Origin of the sequence: Aquibacillus halophilus, assembly GCF_009649745.1 — a bacterium.
Lineage (GTDB): Bacteria > Bacillota > Bacilli > Bacillales > Amphibacillaceae > Aquibacillus > Aquibacillus halophilus.
Window position 1 is genome coordinate 79,438 of record NZ_WJNG01000008.1, and the last position, 25,043, is coordinate 104,480.

21 protein-coding genes and 1 pseudogene are annotated in these 25,043 nt (G+C 36.2%); 19 read left to right on the forward strand and 3 right to left on the reverse strand.

Annotated elements, in window-relative coordinates:
* Positions 1 to 15: 15 nt before the first annotated feature.
* The 10 genes from GH741_RS11465 to GH741_RS11510 all read left to right on the forward strand — a co-directional run bounded on the left by GH741_RS11465 (position 16) and on the right by GH741_RS11510 (position 11,295).
* The gene (locus GH741_RS11465) at positions 16 to 858 is read left to right on the forward strand and encodes a carbohydrate ABC transporter permease (RefSeq protein WP_153736930.1); all 843 of its coding nucleotides are present in this window, start codon (positions 16 to 18) and stop codon (positions 856 to 858) included.
* Positions 859 to 1,046: 188 nt separating this feature from the next.
* Positions 1,047 to 2,789 carry a glycoside hydrolase family 35 protein gene (locus GH741_RS11470; protein ID WP_153736931.1) on the forward strand — a complete coding sequence of 581 codons (1,743 nt, stop codon included), beginning with the start codon at positions 1,047 to 1,049 and terminating at the stop codon, positions 2,787 to 2,789.
* Between the two features lie 378 nt (positions 2,790 to 3,167).
* On the forward strand, positions 3,168 to 4,340 hold the full coding sequence (locus tag GH741_RS11475; RefSeq protein WP_153736932.1) for an SIS domain-containing protein: 1,173 nt from the start codon (positions 3,168 to 3,170) through the stop codon (positions 4,338 to 4,340).
* Between the two features lie 27 nt (positions 4,341 to 4,367).
* Positions 4,368 to 5,519: an N-acetylglucosamine-6-phosphate deacetylase gene (gene nagA, locus GH741_RS11480; protein WP_153736933.1), complete on the forward strand. Its 1,152-nt coding sequence runs from the start codon at positions 4,368 to 4,370 to the stop codon at positions 5,517 to 5,519.
* 6 nt (positions 5,520 to 5,525) lie between these two features.
* The gene (locus GH741_RS11485; RefSeq protein WP_153736934.1) at positions 5,526 to 6,383 is read left to right on the forward strand and encodes a tagatose-bisphosphate aldolase subunit GatY; all 858 of its coding nucleotides are present in this window, start codon (positions 5,526 to 5,528) and stop codon (positions 6,381 to 6,383) included.
* A 346-nt stretch (positions 6,384 to 6,729) separates the two neighbouring features.
* Entirely contained in the window at positions 6,730 to 7,617 is an 888-nt protein-coding gene (locus GH741_RS11490) for an ROK family protein (protein WP_153736935.1), read from the forward strand.
* A gap of 267 nt (positions 7,618 to 7,884) precedes the next feature.
* A complete protein-coding gene (locus tag GH741_RS11495; RefSeq protein ID WP_153736936.1) occupies positions 7,885 to 8,505 on the forward strand; it encodes a chromate transporter in 621 nt (206 codons plus the stop codon).
* A 13-nt stretch (positions 8,506 to 8,518) separates the two neighbouring features.
* Positions 8,519 to 9,058, forward strand: coding sequence for a chromate transporter (locus GH741_RS11500; RefSeq protein WP_338079388.1), 540 nt, complete (start codon positions 8,519 to 8,521; stop codon positions 9,056 to 9,058).
* A 45-nt stretch (positions 9,059 to 9,103) separates the two neighbouring features.
* Positions 9,104 to 10,315, forward strand: a complete 1,212-nt coding sequence (locus GH741_RS11505) for an ROK family protein (RefSeq protein ID WP_153736937.1) — start codon at positions 9,104 to 9,106, stop codon at positions 10,313 to 10,315.
* Between the two features lie 20 nt (positions 10,316 to 10,335).
* Entirely contained in the window at positions 10,336 to 11,295 is a 960-nt protein-coding gene (locus GH741_RS11510; RefSeq protein WP_338079393.1) for a formylglycine-generating enzyme family protein, read from the forward strand.
* A gap of 214 nt (positions 11,296 to 11,509) precedes the next feature.
* On the opposite strand, the gene GH741_RS11515 is transcribed toward GH741_RS11510, so the two are convergent.
* Positions 11,510 to 11,995 carry a staygreen family protein gene (locus GH741_RS11515; protein ID WP_153736938.1) on the reverse strand — a complete coding sequence of 162 codons (486 nt, stop codon included), beginning with the start codon at positions 11,993 to 11,995 and terminating at the stop codon, positions 11,510 to 11,512.
* A gap of 427 nt (positions 11,996 to 12,422) precedes the next feature.
* Between GH741_RS11515 and GH741_RS11520 the strand changes: the two genes are divergently transcribed.
* From GH741_RS11520 to GH741_RS11535, 4 genes are all read left to right on the forward strand, one after another.
* Positions 12,423 to 12,770 carry a DUF805 domain-containing protein gene (locus tag GH741_RS11520; RefSeq protein WP_153736939.1) on the forward strand — a complete coding sequence of 116 codons (348 nt, stop codon included), beginning with the start codon at positions 12,423 to 12,425 and terminating at the stop codon, positions 12,768 to 12,770.
* Between the two features lie 130 nt (positions 12,771 to 12,900).
* Positions 12,901 to 13,266, forward strand: coding sequence for a DUF488 domain-containing protein (locus GH741_RS11525; RefSeq protein ID WP_153736940.1), 366 nt, complete (start codon positions 12,901 to 12,903; stop codon positions 13,264 to 13,266).
* 659 nt (positions 13,267 to 13,925) lie between these two features.
* On the forward strand, positions 13,926 to 14,261 hold the full coding sequence (locus GH741_RS11530; RefSeq protein ID WP_153736941.1) for a hypothetical protein: 336 nt from the start codon (positions 13,926 to 13,928) through the stop codon (positions 14,259 to 14,261).
* A 551-nt stretch (positions 14,262 to 14,812) separates the two neighbouring features.
* Complete coding sequence (locus GH741_RS11535) at positions 14,813 to 16,915, forward strand: tetratricopeptide repeat protein (RefSeq protein WP_420809398.1); 2,103 nt, start codon at positions 14,813 to 14,815, stop codon at positions 16,913 to 16,915.
* Positions 16,916 to 17,019: 104 nt separating this feature from the next.
* On the opposite strand, the gene GH741_RS11540 is transcribed toward GH741_RS11535, so the two are convergent.
* Positions 17,020 to 18,390 (reverse strand): MATE family efflux transporter, encoded by a 1,371-nt coding sequence (locus GH741_RS11540; protein ID WP_153736943.1) that lies wholly within the window; start codon positions 18,388 to 18,390, stop codon positions 17,020 to 17,022.
* 434 nt (positions 18,391 to 18,824) lie between these two features.
* Here GH741_RS11540 and GH741_RS11545 point away from each other — a divergent pair.
* From GH741_RS11545 to GH741_RS11555, 3 genes and pseudogenes are all read left to right on the forward strand, one after another.
* Positions 18,825 to 18,978, forward strand: a pseudogene (locus GH741_RS11545) (DNA alkylation repair protein); the annotation flags it as partial.
* 81 nt (positions 18,979 to 19,059) lie between these two features.
* Entirely contained in the window at positions 19,060 to 20,124 is a 1,065-nt protein-coding gene (locus GH741_RS11550) for a DmpA family aminopeptidase (RefSeq protein WP_153736944.1), read from the forward strand.
* A gap of 263 nt (positions 20,125 to 20,387) precedes the next feature.
* Positions 20,388 to 20,816, forward strand: coding sequence for a hypothetical protein (locus GH741_RS11555; protein ID WP_153736945.1), 429 nt, complete (start codon positions 20,388 to 20,390; stop codon positions 20,814 to 20,816).
* Positions 20,817 to 21,506: 690 nt separating this feature from the next.
* Here the strand turns inward: GH741_RS11555 and GH741_RS11560 are convergent.
* Positions 21,507 to 22,367, reverse strand: coding sequence for a helix-turn-helix domain-containing protein (locus GH741_RS11560; RefSeq protein ID WP_153736946.1), 861 nt, complete (start codon positions 22,365 to 22,367; stop codon positions 21,507 to 21,509).
* A gap of 100 nt (positions 22,368 to 22,467) precedes the next feature.
* On the opposite strand from GH741_RS11560, the gene GH741_RS21770 reads away from it, so the two are divergent.
* Both GH741_RS21770 and GH741_RS11570 read left to right on the forward strand, forming a co-directional pair.
* Positions 22,468 to 23,886 carry a DUF2306 domain-containing protein gene (locus GH741_RS21770; RefSeq protein WP_205677329.1) on the forward strand — a complete coding sequence of 473 codons (1,419 nt, stop codon included), beginning with the start codon at positions 22,468 to 22,470 and terminating at the stop codon, positions 23,884 to 23,886.
* 95 nt (positions 23,887 to 23,981) lie between these two features.
* The gene (locus tag GH741_RS11570) at positions 23,982 to 24,968 is read left to right on the forward strand and encodes an NAD(P)-dependent alcohol dehydrogenase (protein ID WP_153736947.1); all 987 of its coding nucleotides are present in this window, start codon (positions 23,982 to 23,984) and stop codon (positions 24,966 to 24,968) included.
* Positions 24,969 to 25,043 lie beyond the last annotated feature (75 nt).

Genomic DNA, 25,043 nt, shown 5'->3' on the forward strand with positions numbered 1-25,043 from the left:
AATGGGGGACTTAAAATGAAAAAAAATAAAACATTTAATATGAGGAAACTAGTAATTAGGATTTTATTACTTATAGCAACTGTTATTTTTGTTTATCCAATACTTTGGAATGTTATTGCATCATTCAAAACAAATGAAGAGGTATTGGAAAGTCCATGGTCCTTACCAGCAGTACCTCAATTTGATAACTTTGTAAGAGCGTTTACTGAGGCAAGCATGGGAGAGTATATTTTAAATTCTTTCTTTGTAACTGCCTTATCCATGTTCTTTCTATTGTTGTTAGTAATTCCGACGGCCCATGCCATTTCAAGGTTTGATTTTAGGGGTAGAAAATTACTCCATAATTTTTATATGGCTGGCTTATTTATTCAACCAGTATATATTATGGTACCGTTATTCTTACTTATGAATAACCTACATATGTTGGATAACAGACTATGGTTAAGTCTAGTATATGCAGCGTCGGCTCTACCATTTTCTATTTATTTATTAGCCGGTTTTATGAAATCCATACCAAAAGAATATGAGCAAGCTGCTTCTATTGATGGGTGTGGCTACTTCTTAACATTAGTAAAAATAATTGTTCCCCTTGCACGACCAGGTATATTAACGGTGATAATCTTCAACTTTTTTACCTTTTGGAATGAATATGCATTAGCACTGGTGCTAATGACAACAGATGAGAAGAAAACCATTCCGATTGGTCTAGCTAATTTAATGGAAGTACAACGTTTTGCAACAGACTGGGGAGCTTTGTTTGCGGGTCTTGTACTGGTTTTAATTCCAACAATCACGTTATATGCTTTAACGCAAAAGAAACTAACTGAAGGAATGTCAATGGGTGGATTAAAAGGATAATAGGATGGTGGACTTTTCTAAGAGGTTTATTATCTGCCACCTAATGACTTAAGAGTAAGGCGTCTCGTTTTAAACTTTTTAATAGTTGCGATTTTAATGGAGGAAAAAAGACTCTTCGAGTGACGTGAGCAACTATACATGACTGACATGAAGATTTCTACAACGTATTAGTAAAGGGTGTATTTTAGATGAATAAGTTACATGTCGAAGGTAAAGACCTTAAATTAAATAATGAACATTTTCAAGTAATATCTGGCGCCATTCATTACTTTAGAATAGTCCCTGAATATTGGGAAGATCGATTACTGAAGCTGAAAGCATGTGGGTTTAATTGTGTGGAAACGTATATACCTTGGAATCTTCATGAACCAAAAGAAGGAGAATTCAACTTTGAAGGTATAGCAGATGTTGAATCTTTCGTACGTATCGCTGAAAAAGTAGGTCTCTATGTTATTTTAAGACCAAGTCCATATATTTGTGCAGAATGGGAATTTGGTGGATTACCGGCATGGTTACTAGCTGACAAAAATATGAGGGTTAGATCATACCACAAGCCTTATCTGGAAAAAGTCGATCAATATTATAATGTTTTATTGCAGAAGCTAAAGCCATTGCAAATTACTCATAATGGACCAGTTATAGCGATGCAAGTAGAGAATGAATATGGAAGTTTTGGAAATGACAAAACCTATTTAAATTATATAAAAGAAAATATGATTAATAGAGGAATAGATGTATTACTCTTCACTTCAGATGGTCCAACAGATTTAATGTTAAAAGGTGGGACAATACCTGGTGTATTAGCTACACTTAATTTTGGGTCCAAACCAAAGGAGTCCTTTGAAAAATTAGCAGAGCATGAAGCAGACTTACCAAATATTTGTATGGAATATTGGAATGGATGGTTTGACCATTGGGGAGAAGAACACCATCAAAGAGATCCCAAAGAGGCAGCAGATACTTTCGGTGAAATGTTAGAAAATGGAGATAATGTAAATTTTTACATGTTTCATGGAGGAACTAATTTTGGATTCTTTAATGGCGCTAATCATAGCGATAAATACGAACCGACTGTAACAAGTTATGATTATGATTGCCCTTTAAGCGAATCAGGAGATCTAACACCAAAATTCTATGCTGTCAGAGAAGCGATTGCTAAGTATAAGGATATTGGGGACTTAATACTACCGAAACCTATCCCTAAAAAGAATTATGGTGTGATCAAACTGACTCAAGTTGCGCCACTATTCAAAAATTTAGAGAACTTATCGGAAGTCGTACACCGTACCCACCCAGAGACGATGGAACAATTAGGTCAAAGTTACGGATTTATTCTTTACAAAACGAAGATTCACGGGCCTCAAGAAGAGCAACCTTTAATCATTCAAGATGTTCGTGACCGGGCTTTGGTTTTTGTAAATGGAAATTATATGGGTGTCATTGATCGATGGAATGAAAACTCGATATCATTTGCGGTTCCAAAAGAAGGGGTTACCGTCGAAATACTTGTCGAAAATATGGGACGCATTAATTATGGTCCACAACTGATAGACCCTAAAGGAATTACAGAAGGGGTAAGATTTGAACGCCAATTTCTTTATGATTGGGAAATATCTCTCTTACCATTAGATGATCTTAGTAAATTAGATTTTCAAAGACATTTGAATATAAAAGGACCAGGATTCTTCAAGGGTACGTTAGAAGTTCAAGATAAAGGTGATACATTTATTGAGTTACCTAATTGGGTAAAAGGTGTAGTATTTATCAATGGATTTAACATTGGACGTTATTGGGAAATAGGTCCTCAAAGAACTTTATATGTTCCTGCCCCTTTGCTAAAAGAAGGCACAAACGAGATTATAATTTTTGACCTTCATAGTGCACCGGAAGAAAAAATAGTAAATTTCACAGATACACCTATCTTAGGTTAGAAGTAGCCGAACATATTCAAATGTAATTTGAATTCTTGTTCGGCTACTACTTTTATTTTGATATCACTAAGTGAGGAGCTACTCCTAATAAGCAAAGTTAATATCAACAAAATTTAAATGACAACCTTCCTTTAGTGGATTAAGCATCTTCTTTCATAATAATGGTTAAATAGTATGTTAAACCAATAGAAACATCTTGATAAGATGTTTGTTTTCTGAAAACGATTAATTAGGTTCTGGTTCGCATTTTAGGTTTCCTAGAAAAACAATTAAGAATCTAACACATCAGGTTGACCCATCAACCCTATGGGGGTACAATGAATATGATCCAATAGATAAGCGTCTAACTTAGGTTAGAAATACCGGAGGGGATAAATCATGTTTAATCTGTCATTAAATAATTGGGAAAAAATATCAGGAAACAATACAGCCAAAGAGATTACTCAACAACCTGGCGTATGGAAAAAGCAATTTCAACATTTTTCTAAATATTTTTCAGAAATAAATACTTTTATTCAACAAATACTCGAACAGCACAGCCGAGTAAGAGTTATTATGACTGGTGCAGGCACATCCGCCTTTATTGGTGATATTCTTCTGCCAATTCTTAGAAAGGAACATAAAGGGAAATTATATTTTGAATCTATTGCAACGACAGATATTGTTTCCAACCCAGACAATTACTTTATTAAGGATGAACCAACCATATTAGTTTCCTTTGCACGTTCAGGAAATAGTCCTGAAAGCATAGCAACAGTTAACTTAGGTAAACAAACGATTGAGAATTTCTATCAAATTAATATTACGTGCAATGAATTGGGTTCGCTATCTGAAGATACGAGAGATGATCCTGATAGCCTGACAATACTACTACCTGCAGAAACACATGATAAAGGGTTTGCTATGACTAGTAGCTTTACCACCATGATGCTTACAGCTTATCTTATGTTTACTTCTAATGGAAAGAATAGCGAGAACCAAATCAAACATTTAATTACATGTGGTAATTCGATGATTAATAATATTGGTGATATAGTCGATGACATTTTGAATGTCGACCTTGAAAGATTAGTATATTTAGGTTCAGGGGCTTTTGGTCAATTGGCTCATGAAGCGGCATTAAAGATGCTAGAACTGAGTGCGGGGAAAATAGTTGCTATGCATGAATCTTCATTAGGCTTTCGACATGGTCCTAAGTCAGTATTGAACAATAACACCATTATAATTATGTTTTTTTCTTCTGACTCTTATACGAGAAAATATGATTTTGATATGTTAGAAGAATTAATTTCTGAAGACGTAAAAGTGGTGGTGATTCAGGAAAATGAAGATAAAGAAGTCGAAAAACTGGCAACATGGTCGGTTGCGTTGCATGAAGAGAACAAGTTTGACAGTGAACTTTATTTATCCTTATTATTTATTGTCTTTGCTCAAACTTTAGCATTGAAGAAATCGGTTCAGTTGGGTATTACTCCGGATAACCCTAGCCCAGATGGAATTGTGAATAGAGTAGTACAAGGTGTAAAGATATATCCCAAAGAGTTAGTCTAAATTACTACGGCCAAAGGGTAAATATACATGAGTCAATACTTCATAAAAGCAAAAGAATTTTGGTTAGAAGAAGGAGTTAAACAAAGTGGTTATTTAGAGGTGGTAGATGGGTTGTTTGGTGGATATTATTCATCTACTAATGAAACGGATCTTGTTTGGGATATGTCAGACTATATTATTGCTCCAGGTTTATTTGATACCCATATTCATGGAATAAAAGGATATGACGTGATGGATGGAACAATAAAATCGATCCATGTAATTTCGAACGTACTAGCAGAATTAGGAGTAACAAGATTTTTACCAACTACATTAACATCTTCTGTTAGAAATATTGATCAAGCACTACGATCCGTTTATGGAGCTATCCAGGAAGGAGTAAAAGGTGCCAAAATTGAAGGCATCTTTTTAGAAGGTCCATATTTCACAGAAGTACACAAAGGAGCGCAAAATCCAAAGTATTTTCTTGATCCAAAAGCAGAAGATTTTTATCGTTGGCAAGTGCTAGCAGGTGGAAATATTAAAAAAATAGCCTTAGCCCCAGAAAAAAAGGGCTCGAGCGAATTCATAGAAACTATAAAAAAAGATAATTTAACCATTTCGATTGCTCACACGGATGCTTCGTTTGAAATTTGTAAGCAGGCAATTGATAAAGGTGTATCCGTTTTTGTTCATCTATTCAATGGTATGAGAGGATTGCATCATCGTGATCCAGGTGTAGTAGGTGCAGCCTTGCGCTTCCATGATACGTATAGTGAATTAATATGTGATGGTTATCATGTAAACCCGGATTTAGTACATATTGTAAATTCGATAAAAGGAAGTCATCTAGTATTAGTTACGGATTGTATGAGGGCAGGTCTATTATCAGATGGAATCTATCAACTAGGTGAGTACAATGTAACCATTACTAATGGTAAAGCGGAGACAGAGTTTGGTTCGTTAGCGGGGAGTACATTATTACTAAAAGATAGTGTGAAAAATTTATCTGAATGGGCTGATATCTCACTTTATGAAGCTTGGCATCGCGCGTCTCTCAGTCCCGCTAAAAGCATGAATATGGATGATCGGATAGGAAGTATTAAAAGAGGAAAACTTGCTGATTTCGTTGCGATAGATAAAGATTTAGCTATTAAAAGAACGTTCATTAACGGAGAACCGATTTATCAGAAGGAGTAGATAATAATGGGATATGTGCATAATACAAAGGAAATGTTAGAAAAAGCAAGACAAGAAGGCTATGCTGTACCTGCTTTTAATATTCATAACCTAGAAACTTTGAAGGTGGTAGTGGAGGCTGCTGAAGAGTTAAAGTCACCACTTATTCTTGCAGCAACACCTGGCACAATGAAATACTCTGGAAGAGATTATATACAAGCAATTGCAGAAGTGGCAGCAAAAAATGTATCAATTCCTGTTGCGTTACATTTAGATCACCATGAAGATATTGATTCTATTAAACAATCACTCGTATTAGGAGTAAAGTCAGTTATGATTGACGGATCCCATTTTACTTTTGATAATAATATTAAAATTACAAGTGAAGTTGTTAAACTAGCACATCAATATGGTGCTACGGTAGAAGGAGAACTTGGGACATTAGTGGGTCAAGAAGATGATTTGATTGTGGAAGCGGAGGATGCCGCATATACAAATCCAGATTTGGCAAAAGAATATGTCCAAAAAACGAATATCGATTCATTTGCAATGGCTATTGGGACTGGACATGGATTATATAAAACAAAGCCGAATTTAGACTTTGACCGGTTAGAGAAGATTAAAAATTTAGTTTCTATTCCATTAGTGTTACATGGGGCATCTGGAATTTCTGCAGAAGATGTAAGAAGATGTATTTCATTAGGGTGTGCCAAAGTTAATATTGCAACAGAACTGAAGATTCCTTTTGCGGAGAATTTGAGGGAATATTTGCAGAATCATCCTAATGAATCAGACCCTAGAAAGTATATGAAGGGTGCTAAAGAAAAAATGAAGGAAGTTGTAAAGGAAAAAATTTTAATTTGTATGAGTGATGGAAAAGCATAGGAGTGATTCGGATGATATTAACTATTACATTAAATCCATTAGTAGATATAGGATAAGGTCGATCATGTTCTACTGAATAATGTGCATCTGTAGAGAGGCAAGTAAATTAGTGAGTTCATCACCTACGAATTAACTTCAATAGACCTAGCCAGGACTACCCCAAATGCTATGGAGCAGTCAACTAGGCATATTAATCTTCGTGCTTTTGATTTAGTGTTGCTAAATGTTCGAACTCTTAAGCTATAAATCTTTTATAAATTTTTGTTATCGTGTTTCGGATAGATGTGATGATAGTTTTAACGGACTAACATACAAAATTGTTTCCTAGGAATTGGGGGAATCCAAAATGAAATATGCATTAGGTATTGATGTAGGAGGAACAAAGATTGCAAGTGCAATTATAAATGCCGATGGAAGAATTGTAGATAAGATTCAGGTTGCAAGTAAACCTGAAAATGAAAATAGCATGTTTCAACAAGTAACTTTATCTATAGACCGACTAATGGAAAAATCTAATTTAACAATCAACCAATTAGAAGGTATTGGAGTTGGTTTGCCAGGAAAAGTTGATGTTGAGAATGGACTTGCTGTGTTTCAGAATAATTTACCTTGGAGAAACTTTCCAATTGTGGAGAAGTTAAGTGAATATACAAAGGTTTCTAATATAAAATTAGACAATGATGTGTATATGGCTTGTTTTGCAGAATGGCAAGCACATGATCCAAAGGAAAAAGAAGTATTTGTTTATATAACTGTTAGTACAGGAATAGCCTGTTCAATTATACATAATGGAGAATTTATCAGAGGGTCAGGATTTGCTGGCGAATTGGGTCTGTTTCCGGTGCAAACATCTATAAAAGGGACAGAAATGGAACGATTAGAATTCTTATCATCGGGTAGCGCAATTCAAAAAAGAATAAACAATAAATTAGAGACGAGGCAAATATTTGATAAGTACCATCATGGGGACAATGACACGATTAAAATGGTTGATACAGCTATTCATTCTTTAGCACATGGGTTATATAGTATTTGTTGTCTACTTGATCCCCACAAAGTTGTATTTGGAGGAAGTGTAATGAATTATCAGCCTTTTGTAGTTGAGAAACTAAAGGAATATTTACAAGATTATCTCACTTTAGAGCAAGAAGACTTTGTGAATCGGATCTATTTAAGTAAGCACAGAGGGGATGCTGGTGTATTGGGAGCAGGAATGAAGGTTCTCGACTTATGAGTATTTACATCAGTAACAGATGAAACTTTATATATTCTTTCTAACTACGTAATAGGTATAGACAACTCAATCATGGTGTCATTTTTAAAAGATTGATGTTAAAAAAGGATAGTAGCTCCTTCGATATAACCACATTAGGGCATGTGGAATATAGGAAAGGCGGCCATGTGTTATTGTTTCTTACACACTTTTAACCATTTTGGTCAAAAGTGTGATAAAGTAATAATAAAAGAACTTATCTATTGTTTAAAGTTGGAGTGAGAAAATATGAAAACCGACTGGAAATTTATTTTACAAATTTTCTTATCATTTTTGAAAATTGGTCCTGCTACATTTGGTGGTGGCTATGCCATGATTCCAATGATTGAAAGGGAAGTTGTAGATAAAAAGAAATGGATTCGGAATAAAGATGTTACGGAGATATTCGCAATTGCAGAATCTGTACCAGGCGCAATAGCTATAAACTCTGCAACATTTATTGGCTATCGCTTGGCAGGAGTAAGAGGGGCTGTTGCAGCAATGGTCGGTGTTTTATTACCAACATTTATTATTGTTGTCATACTAAGCATGCTATTTCTTATTGTAAAAGATAATCCACATATTGAATCTGCTTTTATTGCGATTCGAGCTACTATCGTTGCTTTGATTGTTTATGCAGCCTATAAAATAGGGATGACAGCAGTTTATGATAAGACGACTTTAGGCATCGCAACTGTAACAACGGCTATTTTATTTTTTCTTCATGTTCATCCAGTCGTAGTGATTATATCAGGGATTTTTACTGGTATGGTTGCGGTTCAAATTAAAAGTTGGTTTGGAATGTCTATAAAGTTAGAGAAAGATGAGCTGAATGTAGTTAAAAAAGAGAAACAAGTAAAAGAGGCTTAGGAGTGATGTTCACGTGGATGTATTAGTAGAACTATTTTTAACCTTTTTAATGATTGGATTTGTTTCTTTCGGTGGTGGTTACGCCATGATCCCTGTAATTGAGATTGAAGTTTCTAACCATGGTTGGATGACTACTCAGGAATTTACTGATGTAATTGCTATTGCAGGTATGTCACCGGGACCAATTGCTACGAATAGTGCGATTTTTGTTGGTTATAAAACTGCTGAATTACCAGGCGCCATTGTATCTGCTTTGGCAATGGTTATACCTTCGTTACTAATAATCCTAATTATTGCAACCTTTTTTTTTCGCTTTAATGAAAATAAATTTGTGAAGTCAGCATTTTATGGGCTTCGACCGATTATTACAGGCTTAATCGTTTATGCTGCTATAAAATTTGCCATAACAAATAATGTGATTGGAGAATTATCATGGCATACTGCAAGTTTAATGATTATTTTTGGATTATCATTATTTTCATTAATCAAATTACGGCTGCATCCACTCTTTGTAATTGCCTTGTCAGGATTTGTTGGGATGGTATTATATTAATATAATGGTTTTAAATAGCATTCCTTACAAAGGAGGTTGTACTTGATGCATAGCTTCTTACATGAACAATCTTCAAAATATCAAACAATTAAACATGTCTATTATTGCATTCATAAGTATGGGCCACTAACAAAAGGTGAATTGCTAGAGTTAACGAAAATTAAACGAACCACGCTGGTGCGTCATTTAGAAGAACTAATGAATAGTAATTATATTCAAATCAGTCAATACGACAAATCAACTGGTGGAAGACCTCCTGCTCTATATCAAGTTAACCCTAGGATTAACTACATCATAGGGATTGATTTATCCAGAACAAAAACAGATATTTTATTACTAGATTTAAATTTCAAAACAGTAGATAGCTATTCGTTTCTTATGACGATAGATTATACTCCTGAAGTTACCATCAGTCTAATAAAAACTAAAATTACCAATTTATTAAAAAGACATGATATTACCAATGAACAATTGCTTGGAATTGGTGTTGGGTCAGTAGGTCCGTTGGATAGAGAAAAGGGCATTATTCTTGATCCGCAATTTTTCCTAGCGCCTGGATGGACTCAAGTGCCTTTTGTAAAAGAATTACAAGATGCGTTTGATACAAAGGTGTTAATAGAAAATGGAGCTAATGCAGCTGCATTAGGTGAGTATGTGTACACGTCTGTCTATCATAGTACTTATCTATACTGTATCAGCGGAATTGGTTTACGGTGTGGTGTACTAACAAATGGTCAATTTATGAAAAATAATACCGGTGACGCAAGTGCTTTTGGAGAAATGATTATTGATCTGAATCAGTCAGATACTTATAAGAATAATACACTGTCATCGTTTATATCCCTAGATTCAATTTTAGAAGAAACAAAAAAACGAATGCTCAATGGTGAGACTTCTTTACTAAAGACTAATAGCGATAACATAACAAAAGGCAGTACTATTGAGGATTTGTTCATCGCACTTAGAAAAGGTGACACACTTATTCAGGAAGTCGTACTTAAATCAGCCTATTTTTATGGGGTCGGTTTAGCTAACATAATTAATATCATACATCCGGAAAAAATTATATTAAGTGGTAAACTTATTGATGAATATCCAAGCTACTATGACAAGGTGATTGAAACAGCGAAGCAATATATCTACAGGTTTGACGAGGCAAAGATATCTTTTGGAGTAGGGCAATTAGAAAATGCCGTTTCCATTGGGGCTTCTGTTTTGATTTTCAACTCTTATTTTGATCGTAACCATAGTTTGTAACTATATAATCAAGGAGGAGAATATTGAAGGAAAATAATGAACGTTCATGTTGTAGCGTAAGTCGGTCTAGTATCAAGCTTGAAAAAACAAATATAACTACATATATAAATGAATCAGACAAGCAAGATATTAAATTTAACAAGAAGATGGTTTACTTACCTGGTGGAGAATTCTTAATGGGAACGGATGATGAAGAAGGGTTCCCCTCTGACGGAGAAGGCCCCGTGAGAAAAATAAAAGTCAATCCCTTCTACATAGATAGTCACACAGTAAGTAATGAAGAGTTTAATCAGTTTGTCGAAGAGACTGGGTATAAAACAGAAGCGGAGAATTTTGGTTGGTCTTTTGTCTTTTATAAGTTTATATCTCCTGAAATGAAAAATAAAGTACAACAATTATCTGGTACGCCATGGTGGTTTGCAGTCGAGGAAGCCTACTGGTTTCAGCCAGAGGGTCCAGAATCGAATATAGAAGAACGTATGAATCATCCAGTTATCCACGTTTCTTGGAATGATGCCATTGCGTTCTGCAACTGGGCAGGTAAGCGATTACCAACGGAAGCAGAGTGGGAATATGCTGGACGTGGAGGTTTAGAACAGAAAAAATATCCATGGGGGGATGAATTAACTCCTAACGATGAACAGTACTGCAATATATGGCAAGGTAACTTTCCAAGAGAAAATACAGAGGAAGATGGGTTTCTTGGAACTGCACCTGTTGAAGCATTTCCACCAAACGGCTTTGGACTTTATAATATGGCTGGTAACGTCTGGGAGTGGTGTGAAGATTGGTTTACAAATCATCCTGATCGAAAAATGGACGAGAAACAAATCAATAACCAAACACCTAAAGTAACGAGAGGTGGCTCCTATCTTTGTCATAAATCTTATTGTAATCGATATCGTGTTGCTGCTCGTAGTTCTAATACAATGGATAGCTCGACTGGAAATATGGGGTTCCGCTGTGTCATGGATGCTTAAGGTGACTAATTTAATTTCACCCTTTACATTTCGGCTACACTAGAAGTAGAAAACAGTGATTTTGAAAAACTCCTTGGTCGCCCAGCGACAACAGTAAAAGAAGGGCTAAGTCTCTTATTGAATAAATAGAAATGAGGGTGCCTAGTCACTTCCCACGTTATTGTCGACTTCGACATATCTTGGAGGAGACTAGGCCCCTTTTGGTTAGGCATATTCATGGAAATTGCACTTCCGAATATATCTGAACTAAATAGTCGCGAGGAGTGCCATAATACAGAAGCTGTCTATATTGAGGATAACTAGAATGATAATAGATATAGATTGGTGCATCAAGGAGGTTAGGGTAGTAGGAAAAAAACTGCTGGTCTCCATATAGGATTCCTTTTAGTGCTGTATCCATCTCTTTTTTGAATATCTTCAAACGGAATTCTGCTTCATCCTCGCTAAATTCTCCCTGATCTACATATGCATTTCCAACCAAAGAAAACCGGCACTGCAAATCTTTTTTCCATTCAGCCAGTACTTCATCCCGCATTTCCCAGTTGATATCGCGATAATGATACACATATCCAGTCGCTAAAAATAATTGCCCGGTAACGTCAGAATGAGTGAGCGTATATTTCCTCCCTTCGATCGGTTGTGCATGAGTAGCAGGGGGAATTATCTTCACAGATAATTTTTGTGGGATAAATGTGGACATAGATTTCTCCTTTCCAGAGAGTAGTAAGCTGTCGTAGATATTTCCACTGATTGTTGCATAAGAGAATTCACTCCTTTAATAAGTCTATGTGTATTCCCTTCAATAATTTATTAATTATCTGTGCTATCAAATCGGTTCTAGAGATATTACGTCTGGAAATGTTTCACTCAAGGCATATTCTTCAAATGGAAACGGGACCGACATTTAGAAAGTAACAATTTCAATTTATAAAATAGTTGCCATTGCTGAAGTAGATAAGGGTAACGGAAATTATGCGCCCTATGAATGGTGCTTACTAGTATTTATAAAATTTAAAGGATTATGGGAACGGCTAACATGCTACTCACGCGTTCCTTTTTAAGCCTCTTTTTCCGTCCAATATGTTACTCTATTATCATACTGTATTAATGACAAAGGGGGGATGACAATGGAATGGTATCTCAAAGTAATAAAAAATTATGCCGTGTTTGATGGAAGAGCAAGACGAACAGAATACTGGGTGTTCACCCTGATTAATGTAATGATCGGCGTAGTCCTTGCTATCCTGGAAGCAATTAGTGGTCTTTTTGGTATACTGTCCTTTTTTTATTATTTATTTATTCTTATACCAGGTATAGCAGTTACGGTTCGAAGGCTGCATGATATCGGAAAAAGTGGTTGGTGGTTTCTAATTGGTTTTGTACCTTTTATAGGTCCTATTATTCTACTAGTATTCACTTGCCTTGATAGTTATCAATTTGAGAATGAATACGGACCGAATCCTAAATTTGAATAGTTGTTTACATAGCGCCAGGTACCACGTTTGGATAATTTCCAAGTGATGTGCCTGGCATTACATTAATAGTTTCACTATTTCTTAGCTGGGTATTAATAAGTAAGAATAATTTTTAAGTAAGGTGATTGTAATGCCAGTACAGTTAAAGCGAATATATGAGGACGACAATAAGCAAGATGGTGTTCGAGTTTTGGTTGATCGAATATGGCCAAGAGGTGTGGCAAAAGAAGATGCTAAATTAGATTATTGGATGAAAGAAATTGGACCATCCAATGAATTACGCGAATGGTTCGGACATGATCCTGAAAAGTATAATCAGTTTAAAAAGAAATATAAACAAGAGCTTGAAGATGGTGACCAGCAAGAAGAACTAGAGAAACTAAAGGACTTAACAAAAAAGCATAATAAAAATTTAACGTTACTGTTTTCAGCAAAAGATGAAAAAAACAATCAAGCAAGAGTGTTAAAAGAAATATTAGATAGACAACAATTATAATAGGTTAGTTTAATAAAAAACAAACGAGTCTGGTTCGGACGGACGGGGTCCACTTAAGAGGAAATCGCACCCTAGTTCACATGCACTGTTCCGCAATTGACTTCACAGTATAATCTAACAAAAGGGCTTAGCGAGATAAATTTTGCAAAGCCCTTTTTCTTTATATTGAGTTATTTCACTAAAGCACCCGCGGTCTAAGTAGAATTATTTACAAAAACCATAAACCCACCCCTTATTTCACAGGATGAGTCTGATTTACTACTTCTTTAAAATAAGAATAATAATCTTTATTTTTTACATTATCTATTTCACTTGAGTCTCTATTTACACTCAAGTGGATAAAATAAGGAGTATTTTCTGCAACAATAACCGAAAAAATACATTTCATTTCACCTGCTGTATTATGAAAGATTGGAATATCTCCACCCTCATTATCAAATTCCTCATAGGAAAGTCCTGTTAAATTAGAATAATCATCTGTAAATTCCTGGATATTCCATCAAAAGAATCGTGTTTTTAATATGCAGAGTAAATATATTTAAATACGAGTTTCAAAAAAGAAAAACTACTCTATTATTAAACAAATTCGTTATACTGCAAACAATAAAGGAATATACTTAATTGCGAACTTAATAATAAAATTGAAAGAAGGGTATATTATGGGTTTTTTAGATAAAATCTTTGGTTCCTCAAATCAAAGTAATGGTGGGGATAATGAGCCTCCTTATTATTTTGAATTTACTTATGAATATGAAGGTAAGGGTTATGGTGATGAGGGTTGGCAAACCTATAGAATAAATGTTTCGGTCGAATTTACTTGGAATGAAGATTTTGGAATGTATGAAATTAACTCATATGCTAGTTCCCCTGATGGATTTACAGATGTGGAAATTCCTGATTATAACGAATTCGAAAACGATGTTAATTGGTCTCTTCTTGATAAGGGGATTAATCCTGCTTATATTCCAGATATTGATAAGTGGAACTTTTCCTAATTAATTTGTAAGTGAATAACCACCATTAGCCACTTTTATTGCTGCGATTGTCATTTTACATGAACCAATATTCCTTATTAACGGACAGATTATCCCCATGTTTTATAACCGATTCATGAAAAAACATAAGTATGTTGGTAAGTCTTTCCCAAGTTTTGTGGGCTTAACAGATTTATTCAAGGCGGAAGGTCACTCCGTCTTTTTTGATTGCTTTCAGGTCCTTAGCATAAGGTGCCAGAAAGAACAAAATGATGCTTCACTTCTACATGTACACCAACATGTAATGAAAATTGATTTAATTTTATAGGCTAGAAGACTCTCTAATAAATGTTCACAAGGAGGGTCTTTTTGTTTTGCATACATCCACCAGATGGAAAACGGAGAACCGACTTTCCAGCTAGACCCTCACAAATTTGTCTGCTGCTACGATTACTATAATGTGGAGTTTTAGTTTAACTCGATTCCAAGACGATCGAATATGAAGTTAACTATATAAATTACTGATACTGGTGACCGAGAACACAAATTGATAGAAAAAGTGAGGAATCATGGTGACAAATGAGAATGAATTAATTAGTAAATCCTATTTTCATAAGATAATAGATGGAAACAAACAAAAGCACCCGATAGAGATTTTGGGTGAGATGTACATGGATGAGATGCAGAAAGATAAGATTGATTTATCCTCTATCCGATATGCGCAAGGGGAGGTTTATTTCATAAATAATGATTATGAAGCGGCGATTTTCAAATGGGAAAATGTCTCCGATGATCTGTTGATTCCCTGGACATATAAAAATATCGCTGATGCCCATTTTGAAATGGATTTGTTTGACGATGCGGAAGAATTCTACAATCGTGTTGAATCTAGTTCGGTTGTGTTAGAAACTGAAGTCCTCCTGCAACTGTTTTCGTTATACATAAAACAAGACAAACTCGAAAAAGCTGTCGATTCTATTAAAAGTGCCGTTCGTTTAAATCCTGATTATTCCACTGTCACAGAGATAGCACGTTCCTGTTTTGAGAGTTATAAGGACTGGGACAACGCGATTGAACTGGCAGTAAATGAGGCGATTCGAACAGGGTCACTTGATTGGTTTGTAGTGTTAGAAGACTACGCTGAGCAAGGCTTTACTAATAATATAAAACCAAAAGATTTACATCAAGTATTGGTGACTTTATTACATTTAGATACATTTCGGTTTGAAGGCCTCGTTGCAGTATTGTGGAGCAGTTATAAACAAAGTGACTTTTATTTCCTATGGCTTAATGAGATCAACCAACTTCTTCAGAATAATAATGTAGAAGATTCCTATACTTGGAAGAAACTTCCGAACATCTTTCAAGATACGTATTTGGAATTAATTAGCGGAGAGTTTTTAATAAAAGACTTTTCGAAGCTAATAGAAAGTCATCTAACGAATTGGCTTAAACTATCCTCTGCTTCAGAGACGCTATGTTCATCATCTGCCATCCTTGCATGGGATGAGATTTTTCCGTCCCATCTTGATGTTTCATTGGTTGATCAAGCAGAAACTAAGCTTGTGAATGGTCAGAGTCAAACTAGCAGACAAGATGGAATGGATCTCTATGAATCTATTTTGAATTGGGCTGAGAAACAAGGTTTATTAGATGAATTGTCTATCTATATGAAGCCCTTAATAGAAGAGTACAACATCGAAGTGGCAAGCCCTCTCAAAATCCGAAATCTGATAAAAGATGTAATCGAATTTCTGATTGCGAAGCGGGTGGAAATGGAAGATAGCATTATCGAAACTATTAATTGGAACGAAGAACTACTGGCAAGACTCAATGGGCTAAAAAATCAGTTGAGCGATAAGGAACAGGAAGAAGCGAGAGTTATTAAAGATTCATTCTGTGACATAAAAGAGACGTTTAGACAGCGGATGATGCTAAAGATCCCAGAACTCATTCGGAATTGTTCGGACATCGTTCAGGAAGACAGTGATTTTGGCAAACTTCATGTAAAGCTTAATGAAGAAATGAATACGCGCATTGCGGATTATCTGGAGAACACTGCATCAACTGATTTTAAGCGTGCAGTTGGAGAATGGATTGTGGAATGCGAGGGAGAATTTAACGAAAGCCAAAGCTACTTAAACGAAATGAGTGAAACCTTTAATAACCAGTATGGGGAAGAGAAGCTTGTGCTCGCTTGTGATTTCAAAGTGTTGGATGATTGGAGTAGAGATATCGATCGTATCTCAAGGGGAATGACGCATGTTGAAAAAGCAAACATCCTACTGCGTAACAATCCATCACAGTTGGTGTTGAAAAGTGCTGGAAAACTGTTCGGTTCGATATCGAAAAATAAAGATATTATTGTAAATAAATATAAAAACTACATTGAAAGTGAAGATTATAGTCAAATAACAGAGGACATCATGCATCCGTTCCTACAGCAGTTAGAGTTATTTGAAGGGGCGCTCGAATGGGATGTGAAAAAGTTTTTCACAAGTCCGTTAGATGAACTAAATGATGTTACTGTGGAAACAGAGGGTGATATTGCAAAGCATAAAGATGCTCTAGCTGCGATGCGAGAAAACCCGGAAATATATAATGATCCGTTAACATTGTTTAAATTAAAGCTTGTTCAGTATGAGTTGACGAACGAGTTGATGGTTAAGGAATAGAGGGTCAGGCACCACAAACAGACAATTGTCATATGTGGTGCCTGACTCTATTTGTTATATTCATCCAAAAACCAATAATCATCTCACAGAATTGATGATCTTTATTAAGCCGTCTCCTCTACAATCGGTAGATCATGTTTGACGATTGCCTTTTTCTCCCAAGCCTTGCTCTTCCAACGGAAATAGACAAATAATCCCCGGGCCCACTCATCTGCAATAAAGGCAATCCAAATACCGATCAATCCATACCCTAAATGGATTCCCAGTAAATAATATAGGGGGACACTAAATAACCACATAACCGCGATAGATTCGATCATAACGAATTTTGCATCCCCTGCTCCGTTCAAAATACCTCCGTAGACAAGGTTTAAACATCTTCCAGGTTCCAGTAAGAAACCAAGAAACAGCAGCAGAATACCCATTGAAATGATTTCAGGGTCGTTTGTAAATAGATTGAGTAATGGTTTACTGAATGTTGTAACAATAACAGTGATTCCTACGGCAACGATGATACTCCACCGTCCGCTGCGCAACCCCTGTTTATATGCCTCATCCATCTCCCCTGCACCAATTAAGTGGCCGATGACAATTTGTGATCCGCGCCCTAACGAGATTCCTAATATCATAACCAAAAATAAGATGTTTAACGTATAAATTCTCGTTGCCAGCATCTGTGTACCTAAAAGTGTAATAAATCCAGTTGTAAGAATCTGACTAAAGGAATAGGAAATCATCGAAATGGATGACGGAATGCCGATTCGTAATATTTTCATTATCCGTTCTTTTTGCCAGTTGATAAATTCAGTCCATCCAATTTTTAAATTCACTCTCTTATTTAGCACTATTGCATAAGCAATCATCGCTAAAAATTGGCTGACTGCTGTAGAAATTGCCACTCCTGGAACTCCCCACTGTGGAAATCCTAACGCACCGTAGATAAATAAATAGTTACCTGTTATGTTTAAAACGTTCATTCCCAAGGTTACCAGCATGGTTTCCTTCGTGTAACCGTGTGTTTGTATGATTGCTGCCATGGTCACACTGACTGCCTGAAACACAAGTGCCCCCCCAACGATTAACAAGAACGTATTTGCCTGCTCAAATAGTTCCGGTTCCAGGGAAAAGAAACCTAATAATTGTCTGCTGAAGATCATGATGGTTGATGCAATGATTATGCCAAAGATCAGATTAAGAAAAATAGCGTTCCCTGTAAGGAATTTGATATCATCGTATTTTTTAGCTCCAAGATATTGTGCGATCACAACCGATGCTCCAGTCGAAATAAATTGAAACAGGAAAAACATAAACATGATTAGCTGATTGGCTACCCCTACCGATGCTACAGCTTCATCAGAAACTTGACTTAACATGAATGTATCGGCTGTTCGCAATGACATATGCAAAAGTGACTCGATAAAAATCGGCCAGGTAATGGCGATGATTGATAACTTTTTAATATCTGGATTGTTCATCTTAATCTCCTATTCTTGATTGTCATAAAGAAGGAGTGACCTCATGATACAAAGACCACTCTCCAAAACAATAAATTTATTTAAAAAACGCAGGATTAAACTTGTCAGATTTATTTCGTCTAACGAAATAATAGATTCTTTTATATTACTACACTAGTTAAAAGAAAAGAAGAAGTTTTTGAGGAAGAAATTGTGTCCAATAGCGTACAATTCTTAATGAAAAAAGTTTGGTTAAATAACGCATAAACAACACGGAATGAATTTTTAGGAGAAGGGTGGTGACTGATTTATTTGTTTAATATAGTAGAAAAGAAATTCGTAAACCTTTGGAAAAGGAGTTACGATAATACTTAGAGAACTTACTAATAATAGACCGACTGTGGTTAGATATATAGAATTCAGAAAAAAGTCGAGAAGTACAAAGGAGCAAACTAATGACTTATGAAGAAATCATGCAAAAGCTTGAAGATTTAGGGTCTGAACAAACAAAAGAAAATTTATCAAAATCACGGGGTAAAGGAACCTTTTTTTGGAGTGAAAATTGGTGATCTAAAAAAGCTTGTTAAATATGTAAAAAAGGATCATGAATAAGTTATCAAGTAAGCTTAACAGGTGCTATCATGCAACTAACAAAAATAGCAAAGAACTATAGATTTGAGGCGGAAAACGATGTCTACCCAAAAACGAATTAGAGATTATGGAGTTAAGATTGGAAAATTAGTAACGGGATACTACAATTCAATTACCGATGTTGAAGGAGTAACTGTTGGTCATGTAACTCTTAGCGATAATGATACTCAAACAGGTGTTACAGCTATTTTACCTCATCAAGGAAATATTTTTAGGGAAAAGTTAATTGCCTCGAGCCACATCATTAATGGGTTTGGTAAAACAATGGGGACAATCCAAATTAATGAGTTAGGTACATTAGAATCTCCAATTATTTTAACGAATACATTAAGTATTGGAACAGCCGCAGATGCATTGATCGGATATATGCTAGAACATAACCCTGAAATTGGAAGAACAACAGGAACGATTAATCCAGTAGTATGTGAATGTAATGACATGCTACTAAATGATGTTCGAGCCAGGAACATTAGGAAGGAACATGTTATTAAAGCATTGGAAAATACTTCAGAAGAGGCAAAAGAAGGCTCTGTTGGAGCAGGTACTGGAATGCTTTGTTATTCATTAAAAGGTGGTATTGGTACTTCCTCAAGGCTAATGAAAATGGAGCATGGGACATACACAATGGGTGTTTTGGTATTATCTAATTTTGGTATATTAAGTGACTTAAAGGTAAACGGAAAGGCTGTTGGGGAAGAATTAAAGGATGCCATCCTTCAATCGCGTGAAGAAAAAGATAAAGGTTCAGTAATTGTAATAGTTGCTACAGACCTCCCTGTATCTGAAAGGCAATTAAACAGAATACTAAAAAGATCAGTAACAGGGCTATCTCGTACTGGTTCTATTATCACAAATGGGAGTGGGGAAGTAGTAATTGGTTTTTCCACAGCTACTAAAATCCCTCATGACAAAACATCGAGTTGTATTTCGGTTCCAATGATTCATGACGAAGATATTGATTTAGCCTTCCGAGCAATTGGTGAAGCTACTGAAGAGGCTATTTTGAACTCATTAGTGACGGCAACACATGTTGTTGGAAGAGACGGGAATGAGAGACCCGCTTTCAAGGATTTATTAAAAGAATATAATATTGAGTTGACTTAGTAACTTTGGAAATTGGCGCCAGTAGATTATTTGTGTGGGAAAACTACTATAATATAGTGAATCTAAGTCCAACCGGAACGAGGTATCTGTAATGAAGTATGGTCATAAAGATTTCACTTAAAGAGTGTACAAGCCAAAGGGCTAAGGGGGACAAGGAGCCTGTCCCCCTGTCCCGTTTTCTATTTCAAAAAAACTGACTTTTTCTTCGTATTGGGTAATAGTATCTTTTTCTTTCGGAGATGATATCATTGCGAGGTGATTATATGGTAATCGTACACTCAGGGGATAAATTAAAGAGTATTTTAGAAGAAAAGGGTATAGAAAAGCTAAAATACCAATTATATAATTTGTCGGAAAACGAGGACACGATAGATAGCTTAAACAACCAGAAGCTGTATTTTATAGTAAGAAATGAACCAACAACTGTTGTGGAATGTAAACTTTTCAAAACAGCGAAAGAAGTAGACGAGTCTAGAAATAAACCACTAAAGAACTACGAAGCGGTTCAACAATATGAGATGTTAAAAGGAGTGGGAATTAATAAATACAATAGTTTTTATGAAGAACTTAATTTAGCAGAATTCTACAGCAATCGTTTAAATGGTAAACCGGTTAAGAAAGAAGATATAGATGAACAAGCTTTCTACTTAATGGTTTCTGATGACATTTTAAAAGTGAAAATGGAAATATAAAAATTTAGATATCATTTAAATTAAGGTGTCAGGCACTACAAAAGGACATTTGTCTACTTGGCACATTAATGTCGACAGTGAAAAGATAAACTAACCTTTTTGTCCTTTTATGGTACCAGGTACAGTTTTCTTCGGATAAAGATGGACAAGTAAGACATCCAATGGTTGGCTACTGTATTATCAGAGTATATATTTAAAGAGTTGAGTTAGATGTGATTCATCCTGATCTTGAGGATAAAATACAATTATTCATTCGGCAAAAAAGCTTGAAGGAGTAAGTTCTATAACTTTAGACAGCGAACTCCTGGAAATAGGTATTTTTACTGATATCGTAAAAAAGAAGGCCGAGGACATAGCTACAGCATATGTTCGAATGTACCTAAATCAAGAGGGGACCTAAAAATGAGCCAATTAGAAATAAACTATCAATTTTAAAGAGTTCTTTTAGTATGTATTAGAAAAGGTGAAAAATCACACTTTCTTATTTTAGTAATCAATAGGTATGATCTGCGAGGCATCTAATAGAGGTGCCTTTTTGCATTTGCAGAATACTCTTCATATTACGTAGAACACATTACCGCAAGATTTGGAAAGTCTTTTTAAACGTATGATGTTATCTTTTTATCAGCAATAAAATTTATAAAATAGACTGGAGGACTGGGCTATAAAAGACAAACAGATAGTAATAACCTATTCTATTTGGTGTTTTTTAATGGGTACGTATATGTGATAGGTTGAATCAAGGTTGTGAAGATTCTCAAAGACTTGAATAAGTTCAATATCTGAATTATCCGTATCTTCTCTTGAAATTTTTAGGAATCTAGCAAAGTCTGTCATAAAGACATCTCCTATGTCGATGAGATCACCAAAATATTTGAACTTAGCGCAAAAAAATTGCGGAACATCAAAGGTGAAATAATAGGGTTTTTCAATCTGTATATCATGTGGAATCCCGAACAAAACTTTGAATTGAGTTGAATTAGGTTGACAGTTTGAATAGATGACATAACAGGATCCATTAATTGTCTTGTCTATGTTGTTTAAAAGCATTTTAGAATGAGCCTGAATTTTTGCCTTATAATCTTCAGTTGCTATATCAACTTCAAATGCGATTCCGCATATTCGAACAGCTTTGAATTCTTCAAGAGTAAAATCGGTGACAATATCACCATTGATGTTTTTTATCATTCTTTGAACCACTGATGGAATTGGCAATTGAGGTATCGTTTCATTTTTTCCCCTGAGTAAGCTTGGTGTGATCCCGTATTCGCGTTTAAAAGCACGGGTGAAGGATGATGGAGTTCCAAAATTAAGTTGATATGCAATATCTGTTAAGGATCGGTTTTCATTTTGAATTAATTCTACTGATGCATTTAATCTTCTTGATAGTAAGTATTGGTTTAATGAACAACCCATCATCGCGGAAAAAAGTCTATGAAAATAGTATTTAGAGAGGTTGAACCGATTTGCAACAGAATCCAATGATAGTGATTCCTCTATATTATTCTCAATATAGACTAAAGATTTTTCAATTACTTTAAAATGTTCCATCGTATCACCTTATCCCAAGTATTTTTCTGGAAATTTCCTAATTAGTTTAACAAATGAATGTTAAGGAGTAATGATCTTTTTGTAAAAAGGAGGTAAAGAAATGAACAATAATTACAAAAAAAAGAAACATAAATACAAAGTTACAAGTATGGACCTAATCCGTTGCTTAGGCATATTTGCAATAATGGCAGGGATTCTGTACATCGTCATTCAATTCATTCATCCTTCAGATAGCATAACATCAGTTAACACAAGCAAATGGGTTATGGTTGCGTGCTTGACCAGTGCTATGTCCCTCTTCAGCTTGATAGGAATTATAGGAATCTATCTTAAACAAGTGGAAGAGACCGGTTGGCTTGGTCTAATCGGATTTTTAATCTTTAGTCTTTTTTGGTTAGTTTCAATGATTTTTAGTTTCATTGAAGCATTTGTTTTGCCGTTACTCACAAATGCTGCACCTCAATTTGTGGAGGGGATAGTAGGAATCTTTGGAGGAGGAGCTAGTGAGGTTAATATTGGGATTTTCACAGTGTTAGCGCCAATAGCCGGAGTGCTCTATATGCTTGGTGGCCTCTTACTTGGAATTGCGACAATACGTGCTAGAGTTTTTCCACGTTTGGTGGGCGTATTGCTTTCCTTCGCTTCTTTAGCGACTCTCGCTGCTGCAATCATTCCTCATCCGTTTGACCGGATTTTGGCGATGCCGATGGGAATAGCATTAATTTGGTTGGGATATTTTGTTTGGTCGGACACAAGAGAAGTATGGAAAGAACTGGACTTAGATCAAGCCAACGATTTTCCTCAGCATAATGAAATAGGGAAACCTAAGCATCAGAAAACCAAGGCGCCGACAAAAGCAGTATCGTCAAAGTGGCTCATCGTCGCACTGCTCGTGTTGAGCGCCGTTCCGATCGCCGCAGGGGCCTTCCGTCTGACCGAGCTGGCGGGCGGCGCGGAAATCACGCCGGACAACGCGCGGTTCTTTGCGTCGCCCCTGCCGGTGGTGTTGCATATCATTAGCGCTAGCGTATTTTCCATTCTGGGCGCGTTCCAGTTCTCAACTGGTTTCCGGAGACGCAGGCCCGGCTGGCATCGCGCGGCCGGGCGGCTCCTGGTTCTATGCGGACTATTGGCTGGGCTTTCAGGTCTGTGGTTGACCCTGTTCTATCCCCGCCCGGAAGGAACCGAACTGCTTTATGCATTGCGGCTCCTGTTTGGGTCCGCTATGGTTGTGTCCATCCTCCTCGGCTTTGCCAAGATCCTACGAGGGGACGTGATCCGGCATCGTGCATGGATGATTAGAGGCTATGCGATTGGGCTTGGTGCTGGTACCCAGGTTCTGACTCTTTTGGGGGGGACATTGGTCATTGGACCACCGAGCGAGTTCGGCGAAGCGCTATTAATGGGTGCGGGCTGGGTAATCAATTTGACCGTGGCCGAATGGGCTATCCGCAAGCGGCATAATGATGTGTCCATCGATTCATTATCTAACAATCAACTAAACCGCACGATAGTCTAAGAACATTTATTGAAGAGTGAAACGTTGGTCTATTTATTCGTAATACGCAATATTTGTATCATATTAATAAATATAACATATTAGAGGTGATCAGAATGAAAGCAATTGTGTACACAAAGTACGGTCCCCCCGAAGTCCTTCAACTGAAAGAGGTAGAAAAACCTATTCCTAAGGAAAATGAAATATTGGTAAAAGTAAAAGCAACAACTGTAACAGTAGCAGATATTCGTGCACGGAGTCTTACAGTTCCTCTCCCAGTGTGGCTGCTCGCCCGAATAGCATTGGGTTTTAGACAACCAAAAAAAGATATATTGGGGATGGAGTTAGCTGGAGAAGTTGAGTCAGTAGGAAAAGATGCCAAGCGATTCAAAGAAGGTGACCAAATTTTTGCAGCTTCCCTAGTGGGTTTTGGTGCTTATGCCGAGTATAAGTGCCTACCTGAAGACGGACCAGTATCTATTAAACCCAACAATTTATCTTTTGAGGAAGCCGCAGCTATTCCAATAGGGGCGCGCACAGCATTATTTCATCTTAGAAAAGCCAACATTCAGAATGGTCAAAAGGTTCTTGTCTATGGCGCTTTAGGAAGTGTGGGTAGCTATGCAGTACAAATTGCCAAATATCTTGGAGCAATAGTTACAGGAGTATGCAGTACCACGAATTTAGAAATGGTAAAATCTCTAGGAGCCGATAAGGTAATTGATTACACTACCGAAGATTTCTCTAGTAAAGGTGAGACTTACGACGTTATCTTTGAAGCGGTAGACAAGAGTTCGTTTGCTGCTTGTATGAAATCGCTAAAAAAGGACGGAACCTATATAAATGTCACAGTACCGTTACCAGGTGTTAGAATGCTATGGACTAAATTGACAAGCAGCAGGAAATTAATTTTGGGTCAAAATTCACCTGAAACCTCCGAAGCCCTAGACTTCCTCAAAGAACTTGTTGAGGCAGGAAAATTAAAAGTGGTCATTGATAGATACTATGAGTTTCAAGAAATAGTTGAAGCACATAGATATGTCGAGAAAGGACACAAGAAGGGAAATGTCGTCATAAATGTGGAACATAACAACAAATCCTAATAAATGAATTACTGAAAGAAATATGTGTGAAAATGCATCGGGTTTGTGTTGGCTTTTGGGGAAAGTATGTAGCTT